General features: G+C 54.1%; 26 protein-coding genes. 16 read left to right on the top strand and 10 right to left on the bottom strand.

From position 1 onward, the window contains the following. Window positions 1-111: 111 nt before the first annotated feature. The 4 genes from ABU178_RS18600 to ABU178_RS18585 form a co-directional block, all read right to left on the bottom strand. Window positions 112-1143 (bottom strand): LacI family DNA-binding transcriptional regulator, encoded by a 1032-nt coding sequence (locus ABU178_RS18600; protein WP_397217685.1) that lies wholly within the window; start codon window positions 1141-1143, stop codon window positions 112-114. 66 nt (window positions 1144-1209) lie between these two features. Beyond that, window positions 1210-2211 (bottom strand): LacI family DNA-binding transcriptional regulator, encoded by a 1002-nt coding sequence (locus tag ABU178_RS18595; RefSeq protein WP_397217683.1) that lies wholly within the window; start codon window positions 2209-2211, stop codon window positions 1210-1212. A 164-nt stretch (window positions 2212-2375) separates the two neighbouring features. Then, window positions 2376-3038: an OmpA family lipoprotein gene (locus ABU178_RS18590; protein ID WP_397217681.1), complete on the bottom strand. Its 663-nt coding sequence runs from the start codon at window positions 3036-3038 to the stop codon at window positions 2376-2378. Window positions 3039-3149: 111 nt separating this feature from the next. Next, a complete protein-coding gene (locus ABU178_RS18585) occupies window positions 3150-3716 on the bottom strand; it encodes a DNA-3-methyladenine glycosylase I (RefSeq protein WP_397217679.1) in 567 nt (188 codons plus the stop codon). A gap of 147 nt (window positions 3717-3863) precedes the next feature. Here ABU178_RS18585 and ABU178_RS18580 point away from each other — a divergent pair, with 147 nt between their 5' ends. The 4 genes from ABU178_RS18580 (at window position 3864) to ABU178_RS18565 (ending at window position 7261) form a co-directional block, all read left to right on the top strand. Further along, window positions 3864-4589, top strand: a complete 726-nt coding sequence (locus tag ABU178_RS18580) for an autotransporter domain-containing protein (RefSeq protein WP_397217677.1) — start codon at window positions 3864-3866, stop codon at window positions 4587-4589. A gap of 131 nt (window positions 4590-4720) precedes the next feature. Beyond that, the gene (dnaT, locus tag ABU178_RS18575; RefSeq protein WP_397217675.1) at window positions 4721-5257 is read left to right on the top strand and encodes a primosomal protein DnaT; all 537 of its coding nucleotides are present in this window, start codon (window positions 4721-4723) and stop codon (window positions 5255-5257) included. Beyond that, window positions 5257-5997, top strand: coding sequence for a DNA replication protein DnaC (dnaC, locus tag ABU178_RS18570; RefSeq protein WP_397217673.1), 741 nt, complete (start codon window positions 5257-5259; stop codon window positions 5995-5997). Before dnaT ends, dnaC begins: the two co-directional genes overlap by 1 nt. Window positions 5998-6127: 130 nt before the next feature. After that, the gene (locus tag ABU178_RS18565; RefSeq protein WP_397217671.1) at window positions 6128-7261 is read left to right on the top strand and encodes an ROK family transcriptional regulator; all 1134 of its coding nucleotides are present in this window, start codon (window positions 6128-6130) and stop codon (window positions 7259-7261) included. Between the two features lie 48 nt (window positions 7262-7309). On the opposite strand, the gene ABU178_RS18560 is transcribed toward ABU178_RS18565, so the two are convergent. The 5 genes from ABU178_RS18560 to xylF all read right to left on the bottom strand — a co-directional run bounded on the left by ABU178_RS18560 (window position 7310) and on the right by xylF (window position 14178). After that, window positions 7310-8758: a sugar porter family MFS transporter gene (locus tag ABU178_RS18560; RefSeq protein WP_397217669.1), complete on the bottom strand. Its 1449-nt coding sequence runs from the start codon at window positions 8756-8758 to the stop codon at window positions 7310-7312. Between the two features lie 388 nt (window positions 8759-9146). Further along, entirely contained in the window at window positions 9147-10325 is a 1179-nt protein-coding gene (xylR, locus tag ABU178_RS18555) for a D-xylose utilization transcriptional activator XylR (protein WP_397217667.1), read from the bottom strand. A gap of 91 nt (window positions 10326-10416) precedes the next feature. Continuing rightward, the gene (xylH, locus tag ABU178_RS18550) at window positions 10417-11601 is read right to left on the bottom strand and encodes a xylose ABC transporter permease XylH (RefSeq protein WP_397217664.1); all 1185 of its coding nucleotides are present in this window, start codon (window positions 11599-11601) and stop codon (window positions 10417-10419) included. After that, window positions 11594-13120 carry a xylose ABC transporter ATP-binding protein gene (locus ABU178_RS18545; RefSeq protein ID WP_397217662.1) on the bottom strand — a complete coding sequence of 509 codons (1527 nt, stop codon included), beginning with the start codon at window positions 13118-13120 and terminating at the stop codon, window positions 11594-11596. The genes xylH and ABU178_RS18545 overlap by 8 nt, the downstream gene beginning before the upstream one ends. Before the next feature lie 59 nt (window positions 13121-13179). Then, window positions 13180-14178: a D-xylose ABC transporter substrate-binding protein gene (gene xylF, locus ABU178_RS18540; RefSeq protein ID WP_397217660.1), complete on the bottom strand. Its 999-nt coding sequence runs from the start codon at window positions 14176-14178 to the stop codon at window positions 13180-13182. 345 nt (window positions 14179-14523) lie between these two features. Between xylF and xylA the strand changes: the two genes are divergently transcribed. The 12 genes from xylA to ABU178_RS18480 all read left to right on the top strand — a co-directional run bounded on the left by xylA (window position 14524) and on the right by ABU178_RS18480 (window position 22698). Next, window positions 14524-15846, top strand: a complete 1323-nt coding sequence (xylA, locus tag ABU178_RS18535) for a xylose isomerase (RefSeq protein ID WP_397217658.1) — start codon at window positions 14524-14526, stop codon at window positions 15844-15846. Between the two features lie 18 nt (window positions 15847-15864). Continuing rightward, window positions 15865-17346 carry a xylulokinase gene (gene xylB, locus ABU178_RS18530; RefSeq protein ID WP_397217656.1) on the top strand — a complete coding sequence of 494 codons (1482 nt, stop codon included), beginning with the start codon at window positions 15865-15867 and terminating at the stop codon, window positions 17344-17346. 76 nt (window positions 17347-17422) lie between these two features. Next, window positions 17423-17977: an isochorismatase family protein gene (locus tag ABU178_RS18525; RefSeq protein WP_397217654.1), complete on the top strand. Its 555-nt coding sequence runs from the start codon at window positions 17423-17425 to the stop codon at window positions 17975-17977. A gap of 33 nt (window positions 17978-18010) precedes the next feature. Then, window positions 18011-18943 carry a GlxA family transcriptional regulator gene (locus tag ABU178_RS18520; protein WP_397217652.1) on the top strand — a complete coding sequence of 311 codons (933 nt, stop codon included), beginning with the start codon at window positions 18011-18013 and terminating at the stop codon, window positions 18941-18943. Window positions 18944-19221: 278 nt separating this feature from the next. Beyond that, window positions 19222-19584 (top strand): tlde1 domain-containing protein, encoded by a 363-nt coding sequence (locus ABU178_RS18515; RefSeq protein WP_397217650.1) that lies wholly within the window; start codon window positions 19222-19224, stop codon window positions 19582-19584. Beyond that, window positions 19581-20024: a hypothetical protein gene (locus tag ABU178_RS18510; protein WP_397217648.1), complete on the top strand. Its 444-nt coding sequence runs from the start codon at window positions 19581-19583 to the stop codon at window positions 20022-20024. The genes ABU178_RS18515 and ABU178_RS18510 overlap by 4 nt, the downstream gene beginning before the upstream one ends. A gap of 92 nt (window positions 20025-20116) precedes the next feature. After that, window positions 20117-20479: a tlde1 domain-containing protein gene (locus ABU178_RS18505; RefSeq protein ID WP_397217646.1), complete on the top strand. Its 363-nt coding sequence runs from the start codon at window positions 20117-20119 to the stop codon at window positions 20477-20479. Then, window positions 20476-20919, top strand: coding sequence for a hypothetical protein (locus ABU178_RS18500; RefSeq protein ID WP_397217644.1), 444 nt, complete (start codon window positions 20476-20478; stop codon window positions 20917-20919). The genes ABU178_RS18505 and ABU178_RS18500 overlap by 4 nt, the downstream gene beginning before the upstream one ends. A 209-nt stretch (window positions 20920-21128) precedes the next feature. Beyond that, the gene (locus ABU178_RS18495) at window positions 21129-21374 is read left to right on the top strand and encodes a tlde1 domain-containing protein (RefSeq protein WP_397217887.1); all 246 of its coding nucleotides are present in this window, start codon (window positions 21129-21131) and stop codon (window positions 21372-21374) included. Window positions 21375-21451: 77 nt separating this feature from the next. Further along, entirely contained in the window at window positions 21452-21814 is a 363-nt protein-coding gene (locus ABU178_RS18490) for a hypothetical protein (RefSeq protein ID WP_397217643.1), read from the top strand. Window positions 21815-21907: 93 nt separating this feature from the next. After that, complete coding sequence (locus ABU178_RS18485) at window positions 21908-22270, top strand: tlde1 domain-containing protein (RefSeq protein ID WP_397217641.1); 363 nt, start codon at window positions 21908-21910, stop codon at window positions 22268-22270. Then, window positions 22267-22698: a hypothetical protein gene (locus ABU178_RS18480; RefSeq protein ID WP_397217639.1), complete on the top strand. Its 432-nt coding sequence runs from the start codon at window positions 22267-22269 to the stop codon at window positions 22696-22698. The genes ABU178_RS18485 and ABU178_RS18480 overlap by 4 nt, the downstream gene beginning before the upstream one ends. 100 nt (window positions 22699-22798) lie before the next feature. On the opposite strand, the gene ABU178_RS18475 is transcribed toward ABU178_RS18480, so the two are convergent. Continuing rightward, window positions 22799-23794, bottom strand: coding sequence for an acyltransferase (locus ABU178_RS18475; RefSeq protein ID WP_397217637.1), 996 nt, complete (start codon window positions 23792-23794; stop codon window positions 22799-22801). Window positions 23795-23820: the final 26 nt, after the last annotated feature.

The raw sequence follows: 23820 nt of genomic DNA, 5'->3' as shown, positions 1-23820 counted from the left end.
CACTTTTTCGTCGTTATAAAAACGTTAAATGGAACCGGTTCCAATGCAAAGAAGGAAAACCTGAAATTATGATCACGCTCACGAAGTAAGCAAAAAGGGGAGAGAATGTTCTTAAAGCAGGCTAAGACGTTGGCTTGAGCCACGTACGATCAGCTTACCGGAAAAGACTTGCTCGGTAACGGGCAGCTCGCTTCCTTCGATGCGCTCAAGCACACGCTCAAGCGCCGCGTAGCCAATCTGCCAGGTTGGCTGTTGCAGCGTGGTGATGCCTGGACCTGCCAGCGCCGCCCACTCCAGCTCGTCGAAGCCCAGCAGGCCGATATTCTCACCCCAGCGCAGGCCGACGCGCTGCATGGCGCGCGCCACCTGCAACGTCAGCGCGCCGTTGGCGGCCATCACCGCGCAACGTTTGCCGCTGTGCCGCTGGTGGAAATCGCGCAGCGCGGCTTCCAGTTGCGTGGGCTGATTCAGCGGCAGCTCGCTGTTTTCATAGGCAATTTCAGGGAAAGCGCTTAACGTCTGGCGGAACGCCTGCAGACGCTCGCGACGGGTATTCACGCTGCCAATGGGTTCACTGAGAAACAGCAACGCTTCATAGCCATTATCCACCAGGTGACGGGTGGCGATATCCGCCGCTTCCGGATTATTCAGACCCACCACATCGCAGGCGAAGTCGGGGATTTTGCGGTCGATCAGCACCATCGGCAGCAGCGACTGTTGCAGGCGGTTCAACGCCTCTTCCCGCATGCCGACCGCATTGACCACCACGCCCTCAACCTGGTAGCTGCTCAACAATTGCAGGTAGTGCTGCTCCAGGTCCACTTCGTTATTGGTATTGCACATCAGCAGCGTAAAACCGCGCGCGCGGCAGGCGGCCTCAATCCCGCACATCACGTCCACGGAATAGGGATTGGTGATATCGGCGATAATCAGGCCAATCAGTCGCGTCCGGCCACGCTTCAGACCGCGCGCCATCTGGCTTGGCTGATAATGAAGTTCTGCAATCGCCTGTTCGATACGCGTTTTCAGATCCGGAGAAAGAAGATGCTGCTCGCCGTTGAGATAGCGGGAGACGCTGGTTTTACCGGTTTTTGCTGCGTTGGCGACATCACTGATGGTCGCGCGGGCCGGCCTGTTTTTCATGGGCATACCTGGGTCAGAAGAAACAGGCAGAGACTAACACAGGCGAAGCCGTGCGTAAAAACTCAGCTATGCCTGGCCCGGCAGCCGCAGCTGCGGCTGCCACAGCACCTGCAACTGCTCTGGCGGCGTACCTTTCACCAGCGCCAGAATCAGCTGCGCCACCTTTTCGCCAGCATCGTACTGCATTGGCTGCGTAATCGCCGGCAACGGACCATCGATAATCGAATCAGCAGGAAGCCCGTCATAAACGATAAGCGTAATCGCCTTTTTGCCACGCAGGCGTGCGGCCTGTTGCAGGGCGATGGCGGCCCCTTCGCCGAGCGGGCTACAGTCGGTAATAATCGCCTGTGGCGGCGTCTGGCTGGCGAGCCAGGCGCAGGTTTGCTGGTAACCGGCGCGGCGCGAGGCTTCGGTCTCAACAAGGTGAGAAGGCGCAATGCTTATCTGCTGCTGCGTCATGGCATCCAGAAAGCCCTGGCGGCGGTCGCGGACAAAGGTGCAGGCTTCGTTACTGCCCAGCCAGGCGATGTCTGTCATGCCCTTTTCAACGCAATGATTTACCGCCAGCATCGGACCGGCGTGATTATCGAAATCGAACCAGGCATAAGGCTTTGGCAGATCGCTGCGACCCAGGGTGAGAAAGCGAAAGCCTTTTTGCTGTAAACGCAGCAGACGATGATCCTGCGGTTTGGGGCGGGTGACGATCACCGCATCTAACGCGCGGCTGCGCAGCATGCGTAGCAAAGCGCGCTGACTATCCTGCGGCTTATCCGCCAGCAGCAGCAGATCGATCTCTTCCCGCGCCAGATACTGGTCGAGCGACAATAAGGTTTTGCTGAAGGGGCTGTCGTTTAAGGGCGTAGTGCTGATGGGGAAAACCAGACCAATCGCATTAGCGCGGCCGGTTTTCAGATGCCGCGCCGCTGCGTTAGGCCGGTAGCTGCGACGCTGGGCTTCCTCTTCAATGCGTTTACGCGTCTCCTCGGCAACATCATCATAACCGTTCAATGCCCGACTCACGGTGGTCACGGAAAGGCCCAGCGCTGCGGCAATGGCTTTAAGAGACATGATGCGCTACCTGTTGATCAAATTTTGATCACGCTAGCATAAAGCGTGGCGGCGCTCTATGCGCCCCGTTTGTTTTTTTGACGCCTTAAGCGCCAAAAATAGCGTAAAAACTGACGCAGCGGGAGAAAACTTTCCCTCTTCCCTGAGGGATGGCAAAACGGTGATTAAGAGAGTGGACTCAGCGTAATTTCGACGCGGCGGTTCTGCGCCTTGCCCGCCTCGCTGCTGTTGCTGGCGATGGGGTTATCCGGTCCCATGCCCTGAGTACGCAGGCGGTTAGCCGCGACGCCCTGCACAACCAGCGCGCTGGCTACGCTCTCGGCGCGCTGTTGCGACAGACGCATATTGAGATCGCGCGTCCCGGTGCTGTCGGTATAACCCACCACGTTCACGGCGGTTTTTTCGTACTCTTTCAGCACCATCGCCACGCCGGTCAGGGTATTAGCGCCGTCCGGTTTCAGCGTGCTGCTGCTGGAATCGAAGGTGACGTTATTGGGCATATTCAGCACAATATTGTCGCCCTGACGCGTTACGCTGACGCCGGTGCCGCGCATCTTATCGCGCAGTTTGGCTTCCTGCACATCCATGTAATAGCCCACGCCGCCGCCCAGCGCCGCGCCGGATGCCGCCCCAATCAGCGCCCCTTTGCCGCGATCTTTTTTCGATGACGACAGTACGCCGACGCCAGCACCCACCAGCGCGCCGAGTCCGGCGCCGATGCCCGATTTCCCTGCCTGCGATTCGCCGCTATAGGGATTGGTGGTACAGCCGGAAAGCGCCAGCGCGCCGCTCAGTAACAAGGTAAAAGCAAGTGATCTGGTTCTCATTTATAACTCCCTCAAAACATCAACCAGGGCGCCATCTGCACCCTGAAGCGGCACGATTATGCCGCCTGATGAGAAGGGAAATCGTGAGGCTAAGTCTGAAATTGTAAAGTTTCAGTGAGAAAGATTCATCGGATGGCAGAAACAACAGGTTTGATGATCGCTAATCAGCCCGCAGGCCTGCATGAACGAATAGCAGATTGTAGTGCCGATGAATTTAAAACCACGCTGCTTAAGCGCTTTGGAGAGCGCATCTGAGCGCTCTGAGGTGGTAGGGGCCTGTTTGTAATCATCGTGATAATGAACAATCGGCGCGTTATCGACGAATTGCCAGACGAAATGCGCAAAATCTTCGCCTTTTTCCTTCATCGCCAAATAAGCGCGCGCATTCGCGATAATGGCGACGATCTTCGGCCTGTGGCGGATAATGCCGCTATCCTGCATCAATTGATCAACATCCTGCTCGTCCATCAGGGCGATAGCGTGGGGATCAAACTGATGAAAGGCGCGGCGGTAGTTGTCGCGCTTTTTCAGTACCGTCAGCCACGACAGGCCCGCCTGTTGCCCTTCCAGACAGAGCATCTCGAACAGCGCTCGTGCGTCGGTTTGCGGAATACCCCATTCCCGATCGTGGTAAGCAAGATAGAGTGGATCTTGCGTTACCCAGCCACAACGTTGCATTTTTTCTTTTCCTCACAGGATAAGGACGAATTTTTCCCGCGTCCCTTGACGTTAGGGTCAATCGGTTAATAGTTATACAACAGGCGCGCTAACACGCTGTTAAACATAGACGCCAATTTCTCTCTTCAGCATCGTCTGGAGTTAATCATGTTGCAGAAAAGCGAGTGTGCAGGCCAGCAATACCTTGCCGGGGCCTTAATCAGTGTGTTTCTTTTTTGCCTGTGCGCTACCCGGCCCGCTTACGGCTGGGATAACGCCGATCGGCTGCCGGATAATTCGGGCCAGGTTGCGCATCCCCGTTATAACGACATTCTTGCCGGAAAAATTGCCCGCGATCGGCTGGTTTTTGAGGATAAAGAAAGTTCATTGATGGCCGCCGCGCTGAGTTCCCGGCAGGAAAGCGCGCTCTCGCTGCGTACCGAACCGGGCAGCGTGGGAAGCCAGCCGCTCGGCACCCGTTTCTCGGCGGGGTGGGATATGCCGCTCAGCGGCTCCTTTTCCACCGGCCCGGTTGCTCAGTACGCGGTAAATCAGGATGCGCTGAACTGTCAGCAGTGCGACTTCAGCGATAGGCTGTCGCACGATCATATTGCCAGCCTCGGCTGGCGCATCGATTCCCGCCTCGGCTGGGTGAGGCCCTGGGCGCAGCTGAGTTACAGCCATCAACTCGGCGATAACAGCAGTGCAACGGAGCAGAGCACGCGATTCGCAGAGCCGGGTGCTCAACGTGAGGATAACTGGCTGGACGTCAGCGTCGGTGCGCATATGCCTATCAACGATAATATGGCGGCCTTCGCTACGTTTTCGCAAACGGGCGCGCTGAGCACCGGCGAGCAATTTATTTACAGTTTGGGCGTCAGCGCCAGCTTTTAATCCCCAGATGCGCTAAACGCCGCCACACCATTTTTGGCGATCCTGCGCGCTAAAAAAGGTACAATAAAGGCTACTGCGTCGGGCGGGTAACAATGCCTGGCGCAAAATGCAGGTCAACGTCAGGTTTCTTCATGTCCGTCAAAATCTTAACGTCAACTATTATAGGCCTGGATGCCTTTCGTCAGGATCCGCTCGCTGCTCTGCACCATGCGGAGAAGGGAACGCTGGCGATATTCAACAACAATGCGCCCGTGATGTACGCCATTACGCAGGAGCGGCTGGCGCAGCTGTTGGCGATGGAAGCGGCATTGCAGCAACCCAGCGACGTCGCGCTGGACGACAGTTTCTATGATGAGCAGCCGCAAGCGATCCATACGCCGGTGGGGAAATTTGCGATGTATGCCGGCTGGCAGCCCGATGCCGATTTCCAGCGTCAGGCGGCGATCTGGGGCGTGGCGCTGAGCGAGCCGGTAACCGCTGCTGAACTGGCGGCGTTTGTCGCTTACTGGCAGGCGGAAGGCCGCCTGTTTCATCATGTGCAATGGCAGCAGAAGCTGGCGCGCAGCGTCCAGATGAACCGCGCCAGCAACGGTGGACAGCCAAAACGCGATCTGACGCAGGTCGCCAGTACCGATTACGATATTCCCGATGGTTTCCGAGGTGAATAATGAAAACGCCGAACGATCTTTTCAGCCGTTTAAAAAAAATGATGCCGGAAAACGTGAGACCAAAGTTTACCCGTGGAGAAGATCTGCTCGCCTGGAATCAGGAGCAGGGGCGCTTACGCTCTGAGTCGATCGTGCGGGAAAACCGGGCGATGAAAATGCAGCGTATTATGGGGCGTTCCGGCATTCGCGAACTGCACATGAACTGCTCGTTTGATAACTATCGCGTTGAGAACGAAGGACAGCGTAAAGCGTTGGCGGCGGCGCGCAAATATGCGGAAGATTTTGAAGGCAGCATTGCCAGCTTCGTCTTTTCCGGCCGCCCCGGCACCGGCAAAAATCATCTGGCGGCGGCTATCGGTAACGACTTGATCCTGCGCGGCAAAAGCGTGCTGATCGTCACCGTGGCTGATTTAATGTCCAACATGAAAGGCACCTTCAGCGGCACCAGCGACATCACGGAAGAGCGACTGCTGCATGACCTCAGCAGCGTTGACCTGTTGGTGATCGATGAAATCGGCATGCAGAGCGAATCACGCTACGAAAAAGTGATTATTAATCAGATTGTCGATCGCCGTTCCTCCTCCAAGCGTCCGACCGGGATGCTCTCCAATCTTGATCCCACCGGGATGAATGCCCTGTTGGGCGAACGCGTAATGGACCGCATGCGGCTGGGCAACAGCATGTGGATACGCTTTGACTGGGAAAGCTACCGCAGCCGCGTACGCGGCGACGAATATTAATAGCAGCCTGCTCGCAGGGCTTTCCGCATCGTATCGATTGCGGCGTTAAGATGAATACACACAAGCGGATGTGACTGAACGGCGCCGCCTTTCGGGGCGGTAAATCTTCCACTCTGCCAGCCAGGTGTGTATGAAAGCGACGGGCAAAGGACCAAAGTTATTACGACTGAACAACCAGAAGCGGGTTCTTACGCTGCTGCGCAAATTACGCGTCACATCGCGTCAGGATATTGCGCAGGCGCTGTTGCTCAGTAAAAACACGGTTTCCCTCATTATTGACGAGATGCTGGAGCACGGGCTGATCGATGAGCTGGGACCGGTCAGCGTCAGCGCTGCCGGACGGCCTAAAATCGAGATCAGCCTGCGGCCCGACAGACTCAAAAGCGCCGGTATTATGGTTGAACCTCAGGTCATCCACTGGTGCGTCTGCGACTATTTTTCCCGCGTCATAACAGAAAGCGCCTGGCATACCGAGGCGACGCAAGCGACAGTGGTTTTAGAAGAGATTGGCCGCTGCTGCGGCGAAATGGTGGAAAAACATCCCGAACTGATCGGCATCGCGCTGGGTTTTCCCGGTATTGTCGATCCGCTGCGCGGCTGGATGCACCTCTCTTTCCACCTTGGCTGGCAGGATGTCGATCTGTTAACGCCGCTGCGCCACAATCTTGCTCTGCCGCTGCGCGTGATGAATAACGTGAAGGCCGCGGCGCTGCTTTCGGTGCAGCATCTGAATTTGCCGACGGAAAAAAGCCATTTTTATCTGCGTGTTGCGGAAGGGGTCGGCGGCGCGCTGGTTCAGCACGGAGAGGTCTTTACCGGCAACAGCTGGATGGCAGGCGAAGTGGGGCATCTTACCGTACAGCCGTACGGACCACACTGCGGTTGCAGACGTCAAGGCTGTCTGGAAGCATTGATCAGCCAGCCGGCGCTGGAGCAACAGCTGGCGCAGCGCAAAGCGGGCCTGAACTGGCAACAGCGCGACAGCGAGCCGGATATCGTTGAGGAAGTGATGGCGCAGGCGGGCGCATTTCTTGGTAAGGCGATCAGCCAGATTATGCTGCTGCTTAACCCGGCGAGCATCATCATTGATTGTCCGTGGAATCTGCATCCGACCTTTTGCGCAGCCACACGCGATACGGCGGAGGCGGACATGCTGAGCTTTATTTCAGAGCGTACCGGCATTTACTTTTTGCAGGAGCGCATCGATCCGGCGAACGGCCTGGCGCTGGCGGTGATTGAGCAATATGAACAGCGCATCACATAAAAAAGCAGGGCCGAGGCCCTGCTTGATGTGATAGTGGGCTTCCACGCGTTAGCTTTTCAGCTGTTCCCTTTGTTCAACCGGATACGCGTCAGGTTCAGCCGCAACATTAAATTTCTCCAGCACCAGCGCATGAATTTTTTCCAGCGGTACGCCAGCGGTTTCCGGCAGGTAGCGGAAGGTAAAGAAATACATGCCCAATGAGAAAATCGCGAACAGCAGCAGCGGGAAACCGCCGTGGAACATCTCCACCAGAAACGCATTGCTGTTCAGAATGGGGAAAGTGGTGCTGATAATAAAGTTGGCCATCGACATCGCGCAGATAGAGATACCCATGCAGACCGAACGGATCTCGGTCGGGAAAAGCTCGCCCAGTACCGTCCAGACAATCTGACCCCAGCTGATACCAAAGAAAATCATATAGGCGAACAGACCTACCACCGACAGTACGCCTGGCAGATGGTAATAAAAGGCGATAAAGGAGTAGGCGAGAAACAGGCTGGAGGTAATGGCGCCCATCAGCAGCAGTTTACGACGGCCAAATTTGTCGCTTACCGACATACCAATCAGTACCCCGATAAACTGGCAGACCGATAGCCAGAAGGTTTGCAGCAGAGCGGAATCCACGCTTGACGAGACGTTTTTCAACAGCGACGGGCCGAAATATTGAATCACGTTAATGCCGCTGATCTGGTTGCCCACCGCCAGGCCGATGCCAATCACCAGCAGCGGCACCGTGGTTTTATTAAGTGAAAGCTTTGCCTTGTGCTGCAACGCTGCCTCGCGGGTAAAAGAGCTTTTGATTTCCTGATAAACGGTTTCGGCGTGAGTGCGATTCGAAATTTTACTCAGCGTATCCAGCGCTTCTTTATCCCTGCCTTTCAGCAAATTCCAGCGCGGCGACTCCGGAATAAAAGCGATACAAAAGATAAACAGGGCGCAAGGTATCAAGGCGGTGGCGAGAATATAGCGCCAGCCCATATCGATCATCGCTTCCGGCAGCATCGATTTATTGATGAAGTAGTTGGTGAGCAGCACCACCGACTGGCCCCCAACGCAGCAGACCGCGTACAGCGCGCTGGTGCGCCCGCGATATTTGGAGGGTGACAGCTCCGCCAGATAAATGGGTGAAATGACCGAAGCCAGGCCGATCGCCAGTCCGCCGAGGATACGAAACAGCACGAAAACCGTGAAATTGTGCGCAATCGCGGTGCCGATTACCGAGGCGGTAAACAGCAGGGCGGTAATGGCGAGAGATTTTTTGCGTCCCAGCTTGTCGCTGAGCTTCGGCGCGATAAAGCAGCCGACCAGGCTGCCCAGCAGGATATTGGATACTGCCCAACCCGTTTCGGCAGGAGAGAGCTGGAAGTATTCGCTGAGCGGCTCAATAGCGCCGGAAATAATGGAAGAGTCGTAGCCCATTAGCAGGCCGCCAAACGCGGCGACCGTGCAACAAAGCATGACATACAACATGTTATAGCGCTTTTGCCCGTTTTTCATTTTTCTGGCCTCTTATCTCTACTGCCTGCGTGGAGCCCCGCGCAGAAAGAGAAGTTGTGATGGTCGACAGTTAACCTTTTCTTCTGATGACAGATGTGTGCATGAATTGAAATATATTTTCTAAACAGGATTAATTGGATTATTTCTTTCAAAAACGTGAGCGGGTTAAAAAAAAGATTTCGCGCTGCGGAGGCAGAAGGGAAAACGATGTGAGGGTAATTTCCAGAAATATCAGCTTGATGTCGGAAGGTTGTTTGGTGCGAAGATTACGAAGGAAAGACCATGGATATCAGTCATCAATAAAATATGAAAATTTATTTTCATATTGGGCTGGACTAAAAGGTCGCAATTGCTTTCAGAAGCGACCTTTATCCCTGCCGCCACGGCCTTAAACCATTACTTCGCCGAATCGATCACGATAGCTTTTTGGCGTGCTGCCGTAGCTACGTCGAAACACCGAATAGAAATACTGTAGCGACGGATAGCCGCACATTTGGGAGATTTCGTTGATGGCAAGCGAAGTAGAAACCAGCAGGCCGCGCGCCCGTTCCAGCTTTTCGCTGTGAATCATGGCGTGAATGGTTTCGCCCGTCTCATCCTTGAAGCGTTTTTCCAGATTGGAGCGTGACATGCCGACCGCATCCAGCACCTGTTCTACTTTGATGCCCTTGCAGGCGTGAAAACGGATAAAATGCATCGCCTGAATCACCGCCGGGTCACGCAGAGAACGGTAATCGGTGGAGCGGCGCGCGATCACCTTTACCGGCGGCACCAGAATGCGCTGCAATGCCATGGGTTCATTACCCAGCAGACGATGCAGCAGCTTCGCCGCCTGATACCCCATCTGGCGCGTACCCTGAGCAACGGAAGAGAGCGCGGTACGTGACAGATAACGCGTCAGCTCTTCATTATCAATACCAATAACGCATAGCTTCTCCGGCACCGGAATTTTCAGATGCTCACACACCTGTAGCAGGTGACGCGCACGCGCATCGGTAACGGCGATAATACCGGTGTTCTGCGGCAGGGTTTGCAGCCAGTCGGCCAGACGGTTTTGCGCGTGCTGCCAGTTTTCCGGCGCGGTTTCCACTCCCTGATACACCACGCCCTGATAACGCTCCTGCGCAACCAGTTGACGAAAGGCATGTTCACGCTCCTGCGCCCAGCGTTTACCACTGGATACCGGCAAGCCGTAGAAGGCGAAGCGCTGTAGTCCTTTCTCTTTCAGATGAAGAAAAGCGCTCTCTACCAGCGCAAAGTTATCGGTGGCGATGTAATGCACGCCGGGATAATCCGCTTCGTGGTGATAAGAACCGCCGACGCCGACGATCGGCACATTGACTTTGTTCAGTAAATCCTCAATCGCCAAATCGTCATAGTCAGCGATAACGCCATCCCCGAGCCACTCGCGAATATTATCGATACGGCAACGAAAATCCTCTTCGATAAAAATATCCCAGTCCGTTTGCGAGGCCTGCAAATACTCGCCCACGCCTTCAACTACCTGGCGGTCATACACCTTGTTGGCATTAAACAATAACGTGATACGAAACCGTTTCTGCAACATGATCGCTTATCCTGAAAGGCAAGATGTCCACTGATAGCACAATGATTCAGTGGACAAAAATCCATTGCTACGCCTTGTGATCACGTCGACGTTACGCTCGCCGACGCGTTGCGGAATCCATCCAGACGGCGAGCAGCAAAATGGCGCCTTTTACGATGTACTGCCAGAAAGTGGGCACATCCATCATGCTCATCCCGTTGTCCAGCGAGGCCATAATAAAGGCGCCCATTACCGCCCCCGCCACGCTGCCCACGCCGCCTGCCAGGCTGGTGCCGCCAATGACGCAGGCGGCAATAGCGTCCAGCTCGGCGATGTTGCCTGCTGAAGGGGAACCCGCGCCGAGACGTGAACTCAGGATCAGCCCGGCCACTGCCACCATCAGGCCATTAATGGCGAAAACCGCCAGTTTGGTGCGCGCCACATTGATGCCGGAAAGGCGTGCGGCGTCCAGGTTTCCGCCGATGGCGTAGATGCGGCGGCCAAACGCCGTGCGCGTCGCCATAAATATGCCCGCCAGCAGCAGCAGAGCCAGCAGCAGAACCGGCGTCGGCACGCCGCGATAATCATTCAACAGCCAGATGGCGCCCAGCACCAGCACGGCAGTGAGTGCCTGACGTCCTGCGGCGCCGCTCGCCGCCGTCTGGGGCAGGCCGAGGCGCTGGCGACGCAGCCGGATGCGCCACTGCCAGGCCACAAACAGACAGAGTCCGACAAAACCAAAGCCGAAACCGATGCCGTCGGGCAGATAGCTCTGACCAATTTGCGACATCGCCGCGCTGGTCGGCGCGACCGTGGTGCCATCAGTGATGCCAATCAGAATGCCGCGAAAGGCGAGCATTCCGGCGAGCGTCACGATAAACGAGGGTACCTTGCGATAGGCCACCCACCAGCCGTTCCACGCGCCCAGCAGCAAACCCAGCAGCAGCGTTACCACGATGGTGAGCGGCAGCGGCCAGCCGAGCCAGACATCAAAGATCGCCGCCGCGCCTCCCAGCAGCCCCATCATGGAGCCAACGGAGAGATCGATCTCGGCGGAGATAATCACAAACACCATGCCGACAGCGAGAATGCCGGTAATGGCGGTCTGGCGCAGCAGGTTAGAGACGTTACGGGCGCTGAGATAGGCGCCGTCGGTCATCCAGGTAAAAAACAGCAGAATCAGGGCGATCGCCGCCAGCATCACCAGTACCTGAAGGTTCATCAGGCGCAGCTTGCCGGGCGCGCCGCCGCCGCTGGCGCGTAATGGCGTGGGTTCAGTGGATTGAGATTCAAGCATAATGTTCGCTCCGCAGGGCGGCTTCCATAACCTGTTCCTGAGTCAGTTGGTTATTAGGCAAGTTGGCTTTAATGCGTCCTTCATGCATCACCAGTACGCGATCGCTCAACCCCAGCACTTCCGGCAGTTCAGAGGAGATAACGATCACCGCGATACCCTGCCGCACCAGCTGGTTGATAAGCTTATAAATTTCAAAGCGCGCGCCGATATCAATGCCGCGCGTCGGTTCGTCGAGGATAAGAATTTGCGGATTAAGCAGCAGGCATTTCGCCAGAATGGCTTTTTGCTGATTGCCTCCGCTCAGGCGACCAATGGCCAACTCGGGCGAAGCGGTTTTTACCCGTAAGCGGACAATCGCGTCGAGAATTGCTTTTTGCTCCGCCGCTTCATCCAGCACCGAGGCGCGGCCGCTGAAATCCGCCAGCGCGGCGAGCGTGATATTTTTACCCACGCCCATTAGCGGCACGATGCCATCTTTTTTGCGATCCTCCGGCACCATGGCGATGCCGTGCGCGATCGCTTCCCGGCAGTCGCGCAGTCGCACCGGCTGACCGCTGATAAAAATGCTGCCCTGCCAGCGTCCTTGCCAGACGCCCGCCAGGCACTCCACCATTTCTGTGCGTCCGGCGCCGACCAGGCCAGCGATACCCAATATTTCTCCCCGACGCAGCGAGAAGGAGACATCTTTTACCCGTTGCAGGTCGCGCTTCACCGGATGCCATGCCGTCAGGTGTTCCACGCGCAGCACCTCATCACCGATCGGGTGCGGTTCCCGCGGATAGAGCGCCGCCAGCTCGCGGCCCACCATCAGGGTGATGATCTCCTCTTCCCGCAGCTGAGCGGCAGAACGCGTGGCGATGTGCCTGCCGTCGCGGATAACGCAGACGCTGTCGGAAATCGCCTTTACCTCGTTCAGCTTATGTGAGATGTAGATGCAGGCGATGCCGTGCTCGCGCAGATTGCGAATAATCCCCAGCAGGGTCTCGGTCTCCTGCCCGGTAAGGGACGAGGTGGGTTCATCCAGAATCAACAGTCGTACCTGCTTGTTCAGCGCGCGTGCGATCTCCACCAGCTGCTGCTGGCCCAGGCCCAGCTCGCTGACGCGCGTATCCGGCGAGATGTTCAACTTCACCTGCGCCAGCAGCGTCTGGCAGCGAAGCGCCATCGCTTCATCATCCACCGCGCCGTAGCGGGTGATTTCGCCGCCGAGAAAAATGTTCTGCATGACCGTCAGCTGGCGCACCAGCGCCAGTTCCTGATGGATAATCACAATGCCCTTGCGCTCGGTATCACGCAGCGTAACCGGGCGCAGCGGTTCGCCCGCGAAACGAATTTCGCCCTGATAGTCGCCTGTGGGATAAAGCCCGCACAGAATTTTCATCAGCGTCGACTTTCCCGAGCCGTTCTCGCCGCACAGCGACATGACTTCGCCCGCCTCAAGCTGCAGGCTGACGCCATCCAGCGCTTTTACCGCGCCGAAGTGTTTGGTGATCTGGTGCATTTCCAACAGTGCCGCCATCCTGACCTCCACGGTGAATCACATTAACCGCCTTGCCTGCTGGCAGGGCGGCGTCATCATCAGAGTTCGCTTTTCTTGTGGAAGCCGTCGGCGATAATGGTGCTGTCAATGTTGGACTTATCTACCGCGATGGGATTTAACAGCCAGGCGGGCACCTCTTTCAGGCCATTGTTCAATTTGGCGTTGGAGGCAGGCTGTTGGTCATTTCCCAGCTCGACGGCAATTTTCGCGGCTTCATCGGCCAGCTTGCTGATCGGTTTATAGACCGTCATGGTTTGCGTGCCGTTCATCAGGCGCTTGATGGCGGCGAGATCGGCATCCTGGCCGGAAATCGCCACTTTGCCCGCCAGTCCCTGCGCCGAAAGCGCCTGAATCGCGCCGCCAGCCGTAGCATCGTTGGAGGCGACCACCGCATTGATGTTGTTTTTATTGGCCGTTAGCGCATTTTCCATGATTTTCAGCGCATTTTCCGGCAGCCAGGCATCGACCCATTGGTCGCCTACCACCTTGATCTTACCGTCGTCGATGTAAGGCTTCAGCACCTTCATCTGCCCGGCGCGGAACAGACGGGCATTATTGTCTACCGGCGATCCGCCCATTAAAAAGTAATTACCCTGAGGCACCTGCTTAACCAGGCTGGCGGCCTGCAACTCGCCCACTTTTTCATTATCGAAGGAGACGTAAAAATCAATATCGGCGTTATTTATCATGCGGTCATAGGCCAGCACTTTTATTCCTTCCTGCTTCGCCTCTTTAATAACGTTACTTAATACCTGGCCGTTGTAGGGAATAATCACCAGCACATCAACGCCGCGGTTGATCATATTTTCAATCTGCGACATCTGGGTCTCTTCATTTCCGTTCGCCGACTGAACAAATACGGATGCCCCCATGGATTCCGCTTTTTTCACAAAAATGTCGCGGTCTTTCTGCCAGCGCTCCAGGCGCAGATCGTCAATCGCCATGCCGATTTTGACCTCTTTGGCCGCTGCGCCGTGACTGAACAGCGCCATCGCGACCGCCGCGCAGGCGGCCAGAAGTGTGAAGCTCTTTTTCATATTGATGCCCTGTAGGTTGAGGTAATTGCTTTAAGCACGATGTCAGGCCGATGAATTGTTGTCCTCAGCCAGGGCAAACATCAATTATCGATTTTGTTCTTGCGATTACGATTTTTTGTTTATTGTCGAAACTATGATGGCGATCGATATTTTTTCGAAATCGCCTGGCCGCTTTTCAAAAGGTTACGAGAAAGTGCGTAAATTTTTCACGGCTATTTTGCGATCGCCGCCACATTTAATAATTCTGTTAACCGTGCTGTGAAATATCGTAATTGAGCCGCGCTTTTCCTGCTTCCAGAATGCCAGCACCATTTGCAAAAACATTGCTTTCTTAAGGAGTCAGACATGCACGCTTATTTCACCGAGCTGGAACGCGTTCGTTACGAAGGGCCGCAAAGCCGCAATCCGTTGGCCTTTCGCCACTACAACCCGGACGAGGTTCTGCTGGGGAAAACCATGGCGCAGCACCTGCGTTTCGCCGCCTGCTACTGGCATAGCTTCTGCTGGAACGGCTCCGATATGTTTGGCGTGGGGGCGTTCAAGCGTCCCTGGCAGCAGCCTGGCGAGGCGCTGGAGCGAGCCAGACTCAAGGCTGACGTGGCGTTTGAGTTTTTTCATAAGCTGAACGTGCCCTACTACTGTTTTCACGATATCGATGTCTCGCCGGAGGGCGCGACATTACAGGCGTACCGGGAAAACTTTGCCATCATGAGCGATGTGCTGCTGGCCAAACAGCAGGAGAGCGGCGTGAAGCTGCTGTGGGGTACCGCTAACTGCTTTACCCATCCGCGCTACGGCGCTGGCGCCGCCACCAGCCCCGATCCTGAGGTTTTCGCCTGGGCTGCGACTCAGGTCACCACAGCGATGGAGGCGACGCGCAAGCTGGGCGGCGAGAACTATGTGCTCTGGGGCGGACGCGAAGGCTATGAAACGCTGCTTAACACCGATCTGCGTCAGGAACGCGAGCAGATTGGCCGTTTTATGCAGATGGTGGTGGAGCATAAGCACCGCATCGGCTTTCAGGGTACTTTGCTGATTGAGCCGAAACCGCAGGAGCCGACCAAACATCAATATGATTACGACGTCGCCACGGTCTACGGCTTCCTGAAGCAGTTCGGGCTGGAGAAAGAGATCAAGGTCAACGTTGAGGCGAATCACGCCACCCTGGCGGGACACTCTTTTCACCACGAGATCGCTACTGCCATTGCGCTGGGCATTTTCGGCTCGGTCGATGCCAACCGCGGCGATATGCAGCTGGGGTGGGATACCGATCAATTTCCTAATAGCGTCGAAGAGAATGCGCTGGTGATGTATGAGATTATCAAAGCGGGCGGATTCACCACCGGCGGGCTGAACTTCGACGCGAAAGTGCGTCGCCAGAGCACCGACAAATACGATCTTTTCTATGGACATATCGGCGCCATGGATACCATGGCGCTGGCGTTGAAAGTGGCGGTGCGCATGATTGAAGATGGCGAGCTGGATAAGCGCGTGGCGCAACGCTACAGCGGCTGGAACAGCGAATTTGGCCAGCAGATCTTGCAGGGCGAATTTACTCTGGCGTCGCTGGCGAATCACGCCATGCAGCAGGATTTCAATCCTGAACATCAGAGCGGGCGTCAGGAGCTGCTGGAAAATCTGGTGAATAATTATCTCTTTGATCGTTAAAACAACAGGAGCGGGCGCATGGTTATCGGCATCGATCTCGGCACCTCAGGCGTAAAGGTAGTATTGCTGGATAAGCAGGGCAGCGTCATCGCCAGCCAGACGGAAAAGCTCAGCGTATCAAGGCCCCGCCCCTTGTGGAGCGAGCAGGATCCGGAAAGCTGGTGGCAGGCGACGGACAGCGCCTTATGCGCGCTGGCCGCGCAGCATAATCTGAGCGAGGTAGAGGCGATTGGCCTGAGCGGACAGATGCACGGCGCCACGCTGCTGGACGGCGAAAACCGCGTGCTGCGTCCGGCTATTTTATGGAACGATGGCCGCAGCGCCGAACAGTGCCGTCAGCTTGAGCAGCAGGTGCCTGACGCTCGCCTGATCACCGGCAATCTGATGATGCCGGGCTTTACGGCGCCGAAGCTGCTGTGGGTAAAGCAGCACGAGCCTGAGGTGTTCGCCCGCATCGAAAAGGTATTACTGCCGAAGGATTATCTGCGCTGGCGGCTCACCGGCGTTTTCGCCAGCGATATGTCCGACGCCGCCGGCACCCTGTGGCTGGACGTGGCGCAGCGCGACTGGAACGATAGCTTGCTGGCGGCCTGCGGCCTGAGCCGCGACCAGATGCCCGCGCTGTATGAAGGCAACGCTATAACCGGCAGGCTGACAGACGCCGTCGCGGCGCGCTGGGGGATGAAAGCGGTACCGGTGGTGGCAGGCGGTGGCGATAATGCCGCTGGCGCGGTGGGCGTCGGTATGATCAATCCAGGTCAGGGAATGTTGTCGCTCGGCACGTCCGGCGTCTATTTCCTGGTAAGCGACGGTTTTCTCAGCAACCCGGAGAGTGCGGTGCACAGTTTTTGTCATGCGCTCCCTGCACGCTGGCATCTGATGTCGGTCATGCTGAGCGCCGCCTCCTGTCTGGACTGGGCTGCTAAACTCACCGGCTGCGACGACGTGCCGCAATTGCTGGCGGAAGCCGCGCAGGCGCAGGCGGATGCGCCGCCGCTCTGGTTTTTACCCTATCTTTCCGGCGAACGCACCCCGCACAATAATCCCGACGCGAAAGGGGTGTTTTTCGGCTTTACCCATCAGCATGGTCGGCCTGAACTGGCGCAGGCGGTGCTGGAGGGCGTGGGCTATGCGCTGGCGCAGGGAATCGATGCGGTCCATGCCTGCGGCGTGACGCCGCACAGCATTATGCTGATTGGCGGCGGCGCGCGCAGCGCATACTGGCGTCAGATGCTGGCCGATATCAGCGGGCAGACGCTTGATTACTCTACCGGCGGCGACATCGGCCCGGCATTGGGCGCGGCGCGGCTGGCGCAGATGGCGTTACAGCCCGAGGTTGCGGCGGAAACCTTACTACCGCCGTTGCCGCTGGAACAGCGTCATCAGCCCGATCCTGAGCGATATCAGCATTATCAGAGGCAGCGGGCGATCTTTGCACGCCTGTATCAGCAGCTGGCAGGCATTATGGCGGAGACAACCTGTCCTGCATCGTCAGCGTGATGTCCCAAATTGGCCTTCTCTATGGGTGTGAAGCGCACCATTATGGCGTTATACCCATCCTGTGAGGAGGCCCAAAATGTCAAAATCAGCGTTACTGGTTATCGATGTGCAGCAATCTTTCTTCCACCGCGATTACTGGCAGGAAGAAGATTATCCGCAGTTTAAACAGAAGCTCAGCCAGCTGATTGCGGGCTGCCAGCAGCAGGGCGTGCCGGTAGTGGATGTGTTTCACGTCGAGCCGGATGGCCCCTTTTCCCTGGCGTCGGGCCTGGTGGCGAGGATGCCGTTCCTGAACCATCAGGCGACACACAGCGTGCATAAGCATGTGCACAATGCGCTGACCGAATCGGGCCTGCTCGCCTGGCTACAGGATCAGCAGATTAACCATCTGATTATCAGCGGCATTCGCACCGAGCAGTGCTGTGAAACCACCGCGCGCGTCGCGTCCGATTTAGGGTTTAACGTGACCTTTGTCAGTGAAGCGACAATGACCTTTCCCATGAGCTGGAAGGGGATTACGCTGAGCAGCGCGGATCTGCATCACCGCACCGAGATCGTTCTGGCTAACCGATTTGCAACCATCAAGAGCGTGGATGCGTGTCTGCAAGCGCTGGCTCCATTAGCGGTTTAATAAATGAGGAAAGCGCGCGTTGAGGAGAACATGATGTCGCAAATCGTCTGGTTTTTAACGATGCCGGGTGTGATGGCGCTGGATCTGACCGGCCCGGCGGAAACGCTGAAGCTGGCGGGGGATAAGTTTCGCCTGCGCTATATCGGCCCACAGCCCAGCGTCATCAGTTCTACGGAAATGACCATCAGCGCCATCGAGCCGCTGCCGGAAACCCTGCCGCCGGGCAGCCTTCTTGTGGTGCCCGGCGTACATGATTCCCGCGTCTGCTACAACACGCCGCAGGCGGAAGCGGCGCGTCGCTGGCTGGAACGCCAGCAACCGCTGATTCACGCGCAGCAGATCACGCTGATTTGTGTCTGTTCAGGCGCGCTGCTGGCGGCTCGTGCTGGTCTGCTCAACGGCGTGCAGTGCACTACCCATCATGAGGTGCTGGCACGCCTGAAAACGGCTGCACCTGCCGCACTGGTGAAAGATAACCGCGTGTTCGTCGAAGATCGCGGCATCTGGACCAGTGCAGGCATCACCGCAGGCATCGATTTATCTCTGCACCTGATTAATCGCCTGTGCGGCGCGCAGACGGCGCTTGAGGTCGCGCGGGAAATGGTGGTCTGGTTTCGGCGTTCCGGCGACGCTCCGCAACTTTCTCCCTGGCTGCGCTATCGTAATCATCTGCATCCGGCTATTCATCGTGCGCAGGATGCGATGATCGCCCAGCCGGAAAATGCGTGGTCGCTGATGGATCTCGCCGGACGCGTGCACGTCAGCCCGCGCCATCTGGCCCGGCTGTTTCGCCAGCATCTCGGCATCAGCGTGCGCGAATATCATGAACAACTGCGGCTTGGCATTGCACGTCAGCGGCTACAGCAGGGCGAGGGGGCAGAAAAGGCGGCACTGGCGGCGGGTTTCTCTTCCGCACGTCAGTTCAGACGCGCCCGTCAGCGCTGGGAGGATCTGCTCACCAGATAAAATTTACTTAAGATCGAATATTTTGCTTATTATTATTTAATACTCGGTTTGGTGAGTTATTTAATGTTTTAGCGTTTCGTATTAAATGAACGATTAATAATAGAATTATGATGGATTTCGGTCAGTCTTGATCTTCATCAACCAATTTAAAATGCCCCTCTGTAAAGTATATCTCTTCTGTCAATAATCGAAAAAATCCAAAAAATGGAAGTGGCCTATTATTAATCAGCGGGAAGAATAAGCTCGTCTGTTATTGTTTAAGATAAGGAATATCAGAAATGACCTGGTTCTATCATGTAAAAACAAGGAAGTTTGAAAAAGATGGCGCGTTTCAGTTTAAGGCAGAGTATGCAGGCGCGCCGGGTTATAAAGACGAACCAGAACAGGAATGTGTCATCAACAAAGGGCCGTTGCCGCGTGGGAAATATCTTATCAGCGATCCCATACCTAAACATCCGACGGCCGGGGCTTATGTTTTACGCCTTACCTCTCATCCTGATAACAAGATGTGTGGGCGATCGGGATTTCTGATACATGGAGGAAACAGCAACGGGACGGCTTCTAAAGGATGCATTATTCTGAATATTCAATACAGGAGACGAATCGCACAAAGTGGTGACAAGGAGTTGGTTGTTAAATGAAATATAAATTATTTTCGCTAGTCATCCCGTTGTCGATTGTTTTTACAGTGAACGCAAAATTAACAGCGGATGATTGCATAGATATCGAGCGAAGCGTTGGTATCAACGTGACTGACGCGATGGTAAGTGATTTTGGCTTAGAAGAGAACGATATTGTGCTGGAGCAAACTAAAATGTCCCTGGTCTTTCAGGAAAAAGTCACAAAGCCAATGGCACTCTATTTCGCTTTACAAGACAAAAAAGATCCTGCTTTAGCTGACCTGTCGCTTAAAGACTTGATGGAAAGCTACACTATGGATAATCCGACAAACTTAATTATTAAATTTGATTACGTCAATAAAGCGGGTAAGCACAATGTTCTGCTCAGTTCCCATTTCATTAGCGAAGGGGAATGTACAATCAGATACAACGGCTACATCATCGTAAAACGCGAATTCTGAGTAAATGTCTTTACCTGAAGAGGTTAAGTGTAAATACGAGCCGGATTTGTATTTTTATAATTCAAAGAGCAATAGTCATGGAGATATCAGAAATGACCTGGTTTTATAACGTAAAAACCAGGAAGTTTGAAAAAGATGGCGCGTTTCGGTTTAAGGCAAAATATGCAGGCGCGCCGGGTTATAAAGACGACCCGGAACGGCAATGTGTCATCAATAAAGGCCCTTTGCCGCGTGGGAAATATCTTATCAGCGATCCCATCACTAAACACCCGACGGCCGGGGCTTATGTTTTACGCCTTACCCCTCATCCTGATAACAGGATGTGTGGGCGATCGGGATTTCTGATACATGGAGGAAACGGTAAAGGAACAGCTTCGAAAGGGTGTATTATTCTACATCCGAGATTCAGAAAAATCATTGCTGAAAGTGGCGATAAGGAGTTAGTCATCAAATGAAATATTGGTTGATTTCATTTTTATTAATATGCTGCGCTGCCTTTCCGGCAAGGGCAAGCTTAACTGCTGATGACTGCATGGATATAGAGTTGAGCTTAGGGGTCAGTATGACCGACGCGATGGTTGAAGATTTCGGATTGCAGGAGAGCGATATCGTGTTGGAAAAAACCAAAATGACATTAGTTGCTCAGGAAAATGTCACAGCACCAATGGCTCTTTTTTTTGCGAAAGAAGATAAAAAGGATTCGATCTTGGCTGGCCTTAACCTACAGGAATTAGCTGAAATTTACAGTGATTTTAATCCGAAGAATTTGATTATTCGATACGATTATCAGAACAGAGCAGGTAAACATAATATCTTGCTTGGCTCTTTGCTGATTAACGACACGGAATGCTCGGTAAGATACAACGGCTACATCGTCGTAAAACGCGAATTCTGAGTTAATGTCCTTCCCTGAAGAGGTTAAGTGTAAATACGAGCCGGATTTGTATTTTTATAATTTAAAGAGCAATAGTCATGGAGATATCAGAAATGACCTGGTTTTATAACGTAAAAACCAGGAAGTTTGAAAAAGATGGCGAGTTTCGGTTTAAGGCAAAATATGCAGGCGCGCCGGGTTATAAAGACGACCCGGAACGGTAATGTGTCATCAATAAAGGCCCCTTGCCGCGTGGGAAATATCTTATCAGCGATCCCATCACTAAACACCCGACGGCCGGGGCTTATGTTTTACGCCTTACCCCTCATCCTGATAACAGGATGTGTGGGCGATCGGGATTTCTGATACATGGAGACAATAAAGACGGTACCGCATCGAAAGGCTGTATTGTTCTACTACGTAAGTTTAGAAAAGAAATTGTAGATAGTGCTGATAAGGAACTTATAATAAGATGATTTTTTTTCTGAAGTCGTTATTTTTAAGTTGTCTGCTTGTTTCTCAGGTTAAAGCGCAACTCGAACCGGACTCATGCATGGATATTAACCGAAGCGTAGGCGTCAGTATGACTGATGCGATGGTTGAAGATTTCGGTTTACAGGAAAGTGACATTCTGCTTGAGAAAACAAAAATGACTTTGCTTGAGAGAGAAAATGTCACGGAAAAAATGGCGCTCTTTTTTGCACAAGAAGATAAAAAAGACCCTGGTCTGGAGCATGTGAAACTTAATAGCCTTAAAGAAATTTATAAGGAAGATAATCCGAAAAATTTGATTATAAAATATGAATATTTTAACAAGGAGAATAAACGTAATATTTTACTGGGTTCCGTGGTAGTTAGCGATGCAGAGTGCTCGCTCCGCTTCAACGGCTACATCATCGTAAAACGTGAATTCTGAGTTAATGTCCTTCCCTGAAGAGGTTAAGTGTGAAGATGAACCGAGCTTGTATTTTTTATAAAGTAAAGCGCCATAATCATGGAGATATCAGAAATGGCTTGGTTTTATAATGTCAAAACAAGAAAGTTCGAAAGAGATGGCTTATTTCAATTCAAGGCGAAATATGCAGGAGCACAGGGTTATAAAGACGATCCGGAACAGGAGTGTGTGATTAATAAAGGGCCGTTGCCGCGTGGGAAATATCTTATCAGCGATCCCATCACTAAACACCCGACGACCGGGGCTTATGTTTTGCGTCTTACCCCTCATCCTGATAACAGGATGTGCGGGCGATCGGGGTTTCTGATACATGGAGATAATATAGACGGGACAGCATCAAACGGTTGTATTATTTTTATTCGAAAATACCGAGAAAAAATTGTAAAAAGCAGAGCCAAGGAGTTAACTGTTACATGAATAAATTTTTGATTTTTTTATTTTTCGCTTTTCAGGCAAAAGCGCAACTCCAACCGCACTCCTGTATGGATATTAACCGAAGCGTAGGCGTCAGTATGACTGATGCGATGGTTGAAGACTTCGGAGTACAGGAAAGCGACATTGTTCTTGATAAGACCGAAATGACTTTACTTAAAAGAGAAAAAGTCACGGAACAAATGGCAAACTTTTTTGCAAAAGAAGATACAAAAGAGCCTGTCTTAGCAGATATGAAACTTAATGAACTGGCTGAAATTTATTCAGAAAGCAATCCCACAAATTTAATCATTAAATATGATTATGTGAACAAAGCGGGCAAGCATAATGTTTTGCTCGGTTCTGTATTGATTAATGATGAGGAGTGCTCGCTCCGCTTCAACGGCTACATCATTGTAAAACGCGAATTCTGATTTTATATCCGCTTCGCACGTTTTGGGACGCGGCGGTAACTTTCTGATTACCTGGCTCGCATCCCAAACCTACCCTCTTTACCCGCCAACGCCGGCATTCTCAGCTCACCAGATGATGCTTATCCACGCGTTGAAGCAACATCGCCAGCAACAAACTGCCGCCTAAGGTCACGCCAAATACCCAGGGCAGATCGAGCAGCGGCTGCGTCATATCGTCCAGATGACGGGTGCGTAAAAAGTGGATAAACAACGCATGAAAGCCATAAATCGGCAGTGAATAGCGGGAAAGGGTTGCCAGCACCGGCAGCGGGCGCTGATTCAGGCAGTTCTTAAACAGCAGCAGCAGGCTGATGGCGGCAATAAACACCAGCGGGCCGCAGTAAAGGTACCAGGTATCGGAAAACGCGCCGTTTGCCTTCAGCTCCTGCTTTGTACCCATCGCGATACCCGCCATGCAGGCGACAAAAGCGATTCCCGCCAGCATCGTCACGCCACGCCTTTCCGTCTCCATGGTTCCGATAGCGCGACCCAGCAGCGCATAGAGCACGTAATAAAAGCTGTCGCCGCTGACATAAAGATTCACTGGCAGCCAGTGAAACGGGCCAAGCGACTGGCTCACAGTATTGGGATTCGCCAGCACCGCCAGCACCAGCACCAGAACGGCTACATAGCGTGCGCGTACCGCTTTCACCTGAATCACTGGCGAAAGCAGATAGATGCCGATAATGGCGAAGAAGAACCACAGATGGTAGAACACCGGTTTTTGCAGCAGCTTCAACAGCGATCGTCCTTCGCTTATCGGCGTCAGCCAGGCGATATAGACCAGCGACACGGCGCTATAAAACAGCAAACAGAGCACGATGCGCAGAAAATGGCGCTTCTGCGCGCTGCGTTCGCCAAAAAACAAGTAGCCGGAGATCATGAAAAAGAGCGGCACGCAGACGCGTGACGCCGAGTTGAGCAGATTGGCGAGATCCCAGCGGATTCCGCTTACGGCTTCCGGGCCGGTGATGTACCAGGTGGTGGTGTGGATCATGATCACCATCATGCAGGCGACGGCGCGTAAGTTATCGATCCAGCTTATTTTTTGCGGCATAGCTTCCCCGTGGCGTAATGCGTCCT

The organism is Pantoea osteomyelitidis (assembly GCF_044342975.1).
Taxonomy (GTDB): domain Bacteria; phylum Pseudomonadota; class Gammaproteobacteria; order Enterobacterales; family Enterobacteriaceae; genus Pantoea; species Pantoea osteomyelitidis.
Note: the sequence above shows the minus strand (reverse complement) of the source record. Positions and strands in the feature narration are given on the sequence as shown.

Bases quoted from the DNA above. Each gene is read 5' to 3' on its own strand.
- ABU178_RS18600 (WP_397217685.1), bottom strand. From the start codon at position 1,143: ATGAAAAACAGGCCGGCCCGCGCGACCATCAGTGATGTCGCCAACGCA.
- ABU178_RS18595 (WP_397217683.1), bottom strand. From the start codon at position 2,211: ATGTCTCTTAAAGCCATTGCCGCAGCGCTGGGCCTTTCCGTGACCACC.
- ABU178_RS18590 (WP_397217681.1), bottom strand. From the start codon at position 3,038: ATGAGAACCAGATCACTTGCTTTTACCTTGTTACTGAGCGGCGCGCTG.
- ABU178_RS18585 (WP_397217679.1), bottom strand. From the start codon at position 3,716: ATGCAACGTTGTGGCTGGGTAACGCAAGATCCACTCTATCTTGCTTAC.
- ABU178_RS18580 (WP_397217677.1), top strand. From the start codon at position 3,864: ATGTTGCAGAAAAGCGAGTGTGCAGGCCAGCAATACCTTGCCGGGGCC.
- dnaT (WP_397217675.1), top strand. From the start codon at position 4,721: ATGTCCGTCAAAATCTTAACGTCAACTATTATAGGCCTGGATGCCTTT.
- dnaC (WP_397217673.1), top strand. From the start codon at position 5,257: ATGAAAACGCCGAACGATCTTTTCAGCCGTTTAAAAAAAATGATGCCG.
- ABU178_RS18565 (WP_397217671.1), top strand. From the start codon at position 6,128: ATGAAAGCGACGGGCAAAGGACCAAAGTTATTACGACTGAACAACCAG.
- ABU178_RS18560 (WP_397217669.1), bottom strand. From the start codon at position 8,758: ATGAAAAACGGGCAAAAGCGCTATAACATGTTGTATGTCATGCTTTGT.
- xylR (WP_397217667.1), bottom strand. From the start codon at position 10,325: ATGTTGCAGAAACGGTTTCGTATCACGTTATTGTTTAATGCCAACAAG.
- xylH (WP_397217664.1), bottom strand. From the start codon at position 11,601: ATGCTTGAATCTCAATCCACTGAACCCACGCCATTACGCGCCAGCGGC.
- ABU178_RS18545 (WP_397217662.1), bottom strand. From the start codon at position 13,120: ATGGCGGCACTGTTGGAAATGCACCAGATCACCAAACACTTCGGCGCG.
- xylF (WP_397217660.1), bottom strand. From the start codon at position 14,178: ATGAAAAAGAGCTTCACACTTCTGGCCGCCTGCGCGGCGGTCGCGATG.
- xylA (WP_397217658.1), top strand. From the start codon at position 14,524: ATGCACGCTTATTTCACCGAGCTGGAACGCGTTCGTTACGAAGGGCCG.
- xylB (WP_397217656.1), top strand. From the start codon at position 15,865: ATGGTTATCGGCATCGATCTCGGCACCTCAGGCGTAAAGGTAGTATTG.
- ABU178_RS18525 (WP_397217654.1), top strand. From the start codon at position 17,423: ATGTCAAAATCAGCGTTACTGGTTATCGATGTGCAGCAATCTTTCTTC.
- ABU178_RS18520 (WP_397217652.1), top strand. From the start codon at position 18,011: ATGTCGCAAATCGTCTGGTTTTTAACGATGCCGGGTGTGATGGCGCTG.
- ABU178_RS18515 (WP_397217650.1), top strand. From the start codon at position 19,222: ATGACCTGGTTCTATCATGTAAAAACAAGGAAGTTTGAAAAAGATGGC.
- ABU178_RS18510 (WP_397217648.1), top strand. From the start codon at position 19,581: ATGAAATATAAATTATTTTCGCTAGTCATCCCGTTGTCGATTGTTTTT.
- ABU178_RS18505 (WP_397217646.1), top strand. From the start codon at position 20,117: ATGACCTGGTTTTATAACGTAAAAACCAGGAAGTTTGAAAAAGATGGC.
- ABU178_RS18500 (WP_397217644.1), top strand. From the start codon at position 20,476: ATGAAATATTGGTTGATTTCATTTTTATTAATATGCTGCGCTGCCTTT.
- ABU178_RS18490 (WP_397217643.1), top strand. From the start codon at position 21,452: ATGGATATTAACCGAAGCGTAGGCGTCAGTATGACTGATGCGATGGTT.
- ABU178_RS18485 (WP_397217641.1), top strand. From the start codon at position 21,908: ATGGCTTGGTTTTATAATGTCAAAACAAGAAAGTTCGAAAGAGATGGC.
- ABU178_RS18480 (WP_397217639.1), top strand. From the start codon at position 22,267: ATGAATAAATTTTTGATTTTTTTATTTTTCGCTTTTCAGGCAAAAGCG.
- ABU178_RS18475 (WP_397217637.1), bottom strand. From the start codon at position 23,794: ATGCCGCAAAAAATAAGCTGGATCGATAACTTACGCGCCGTCGCCTGC.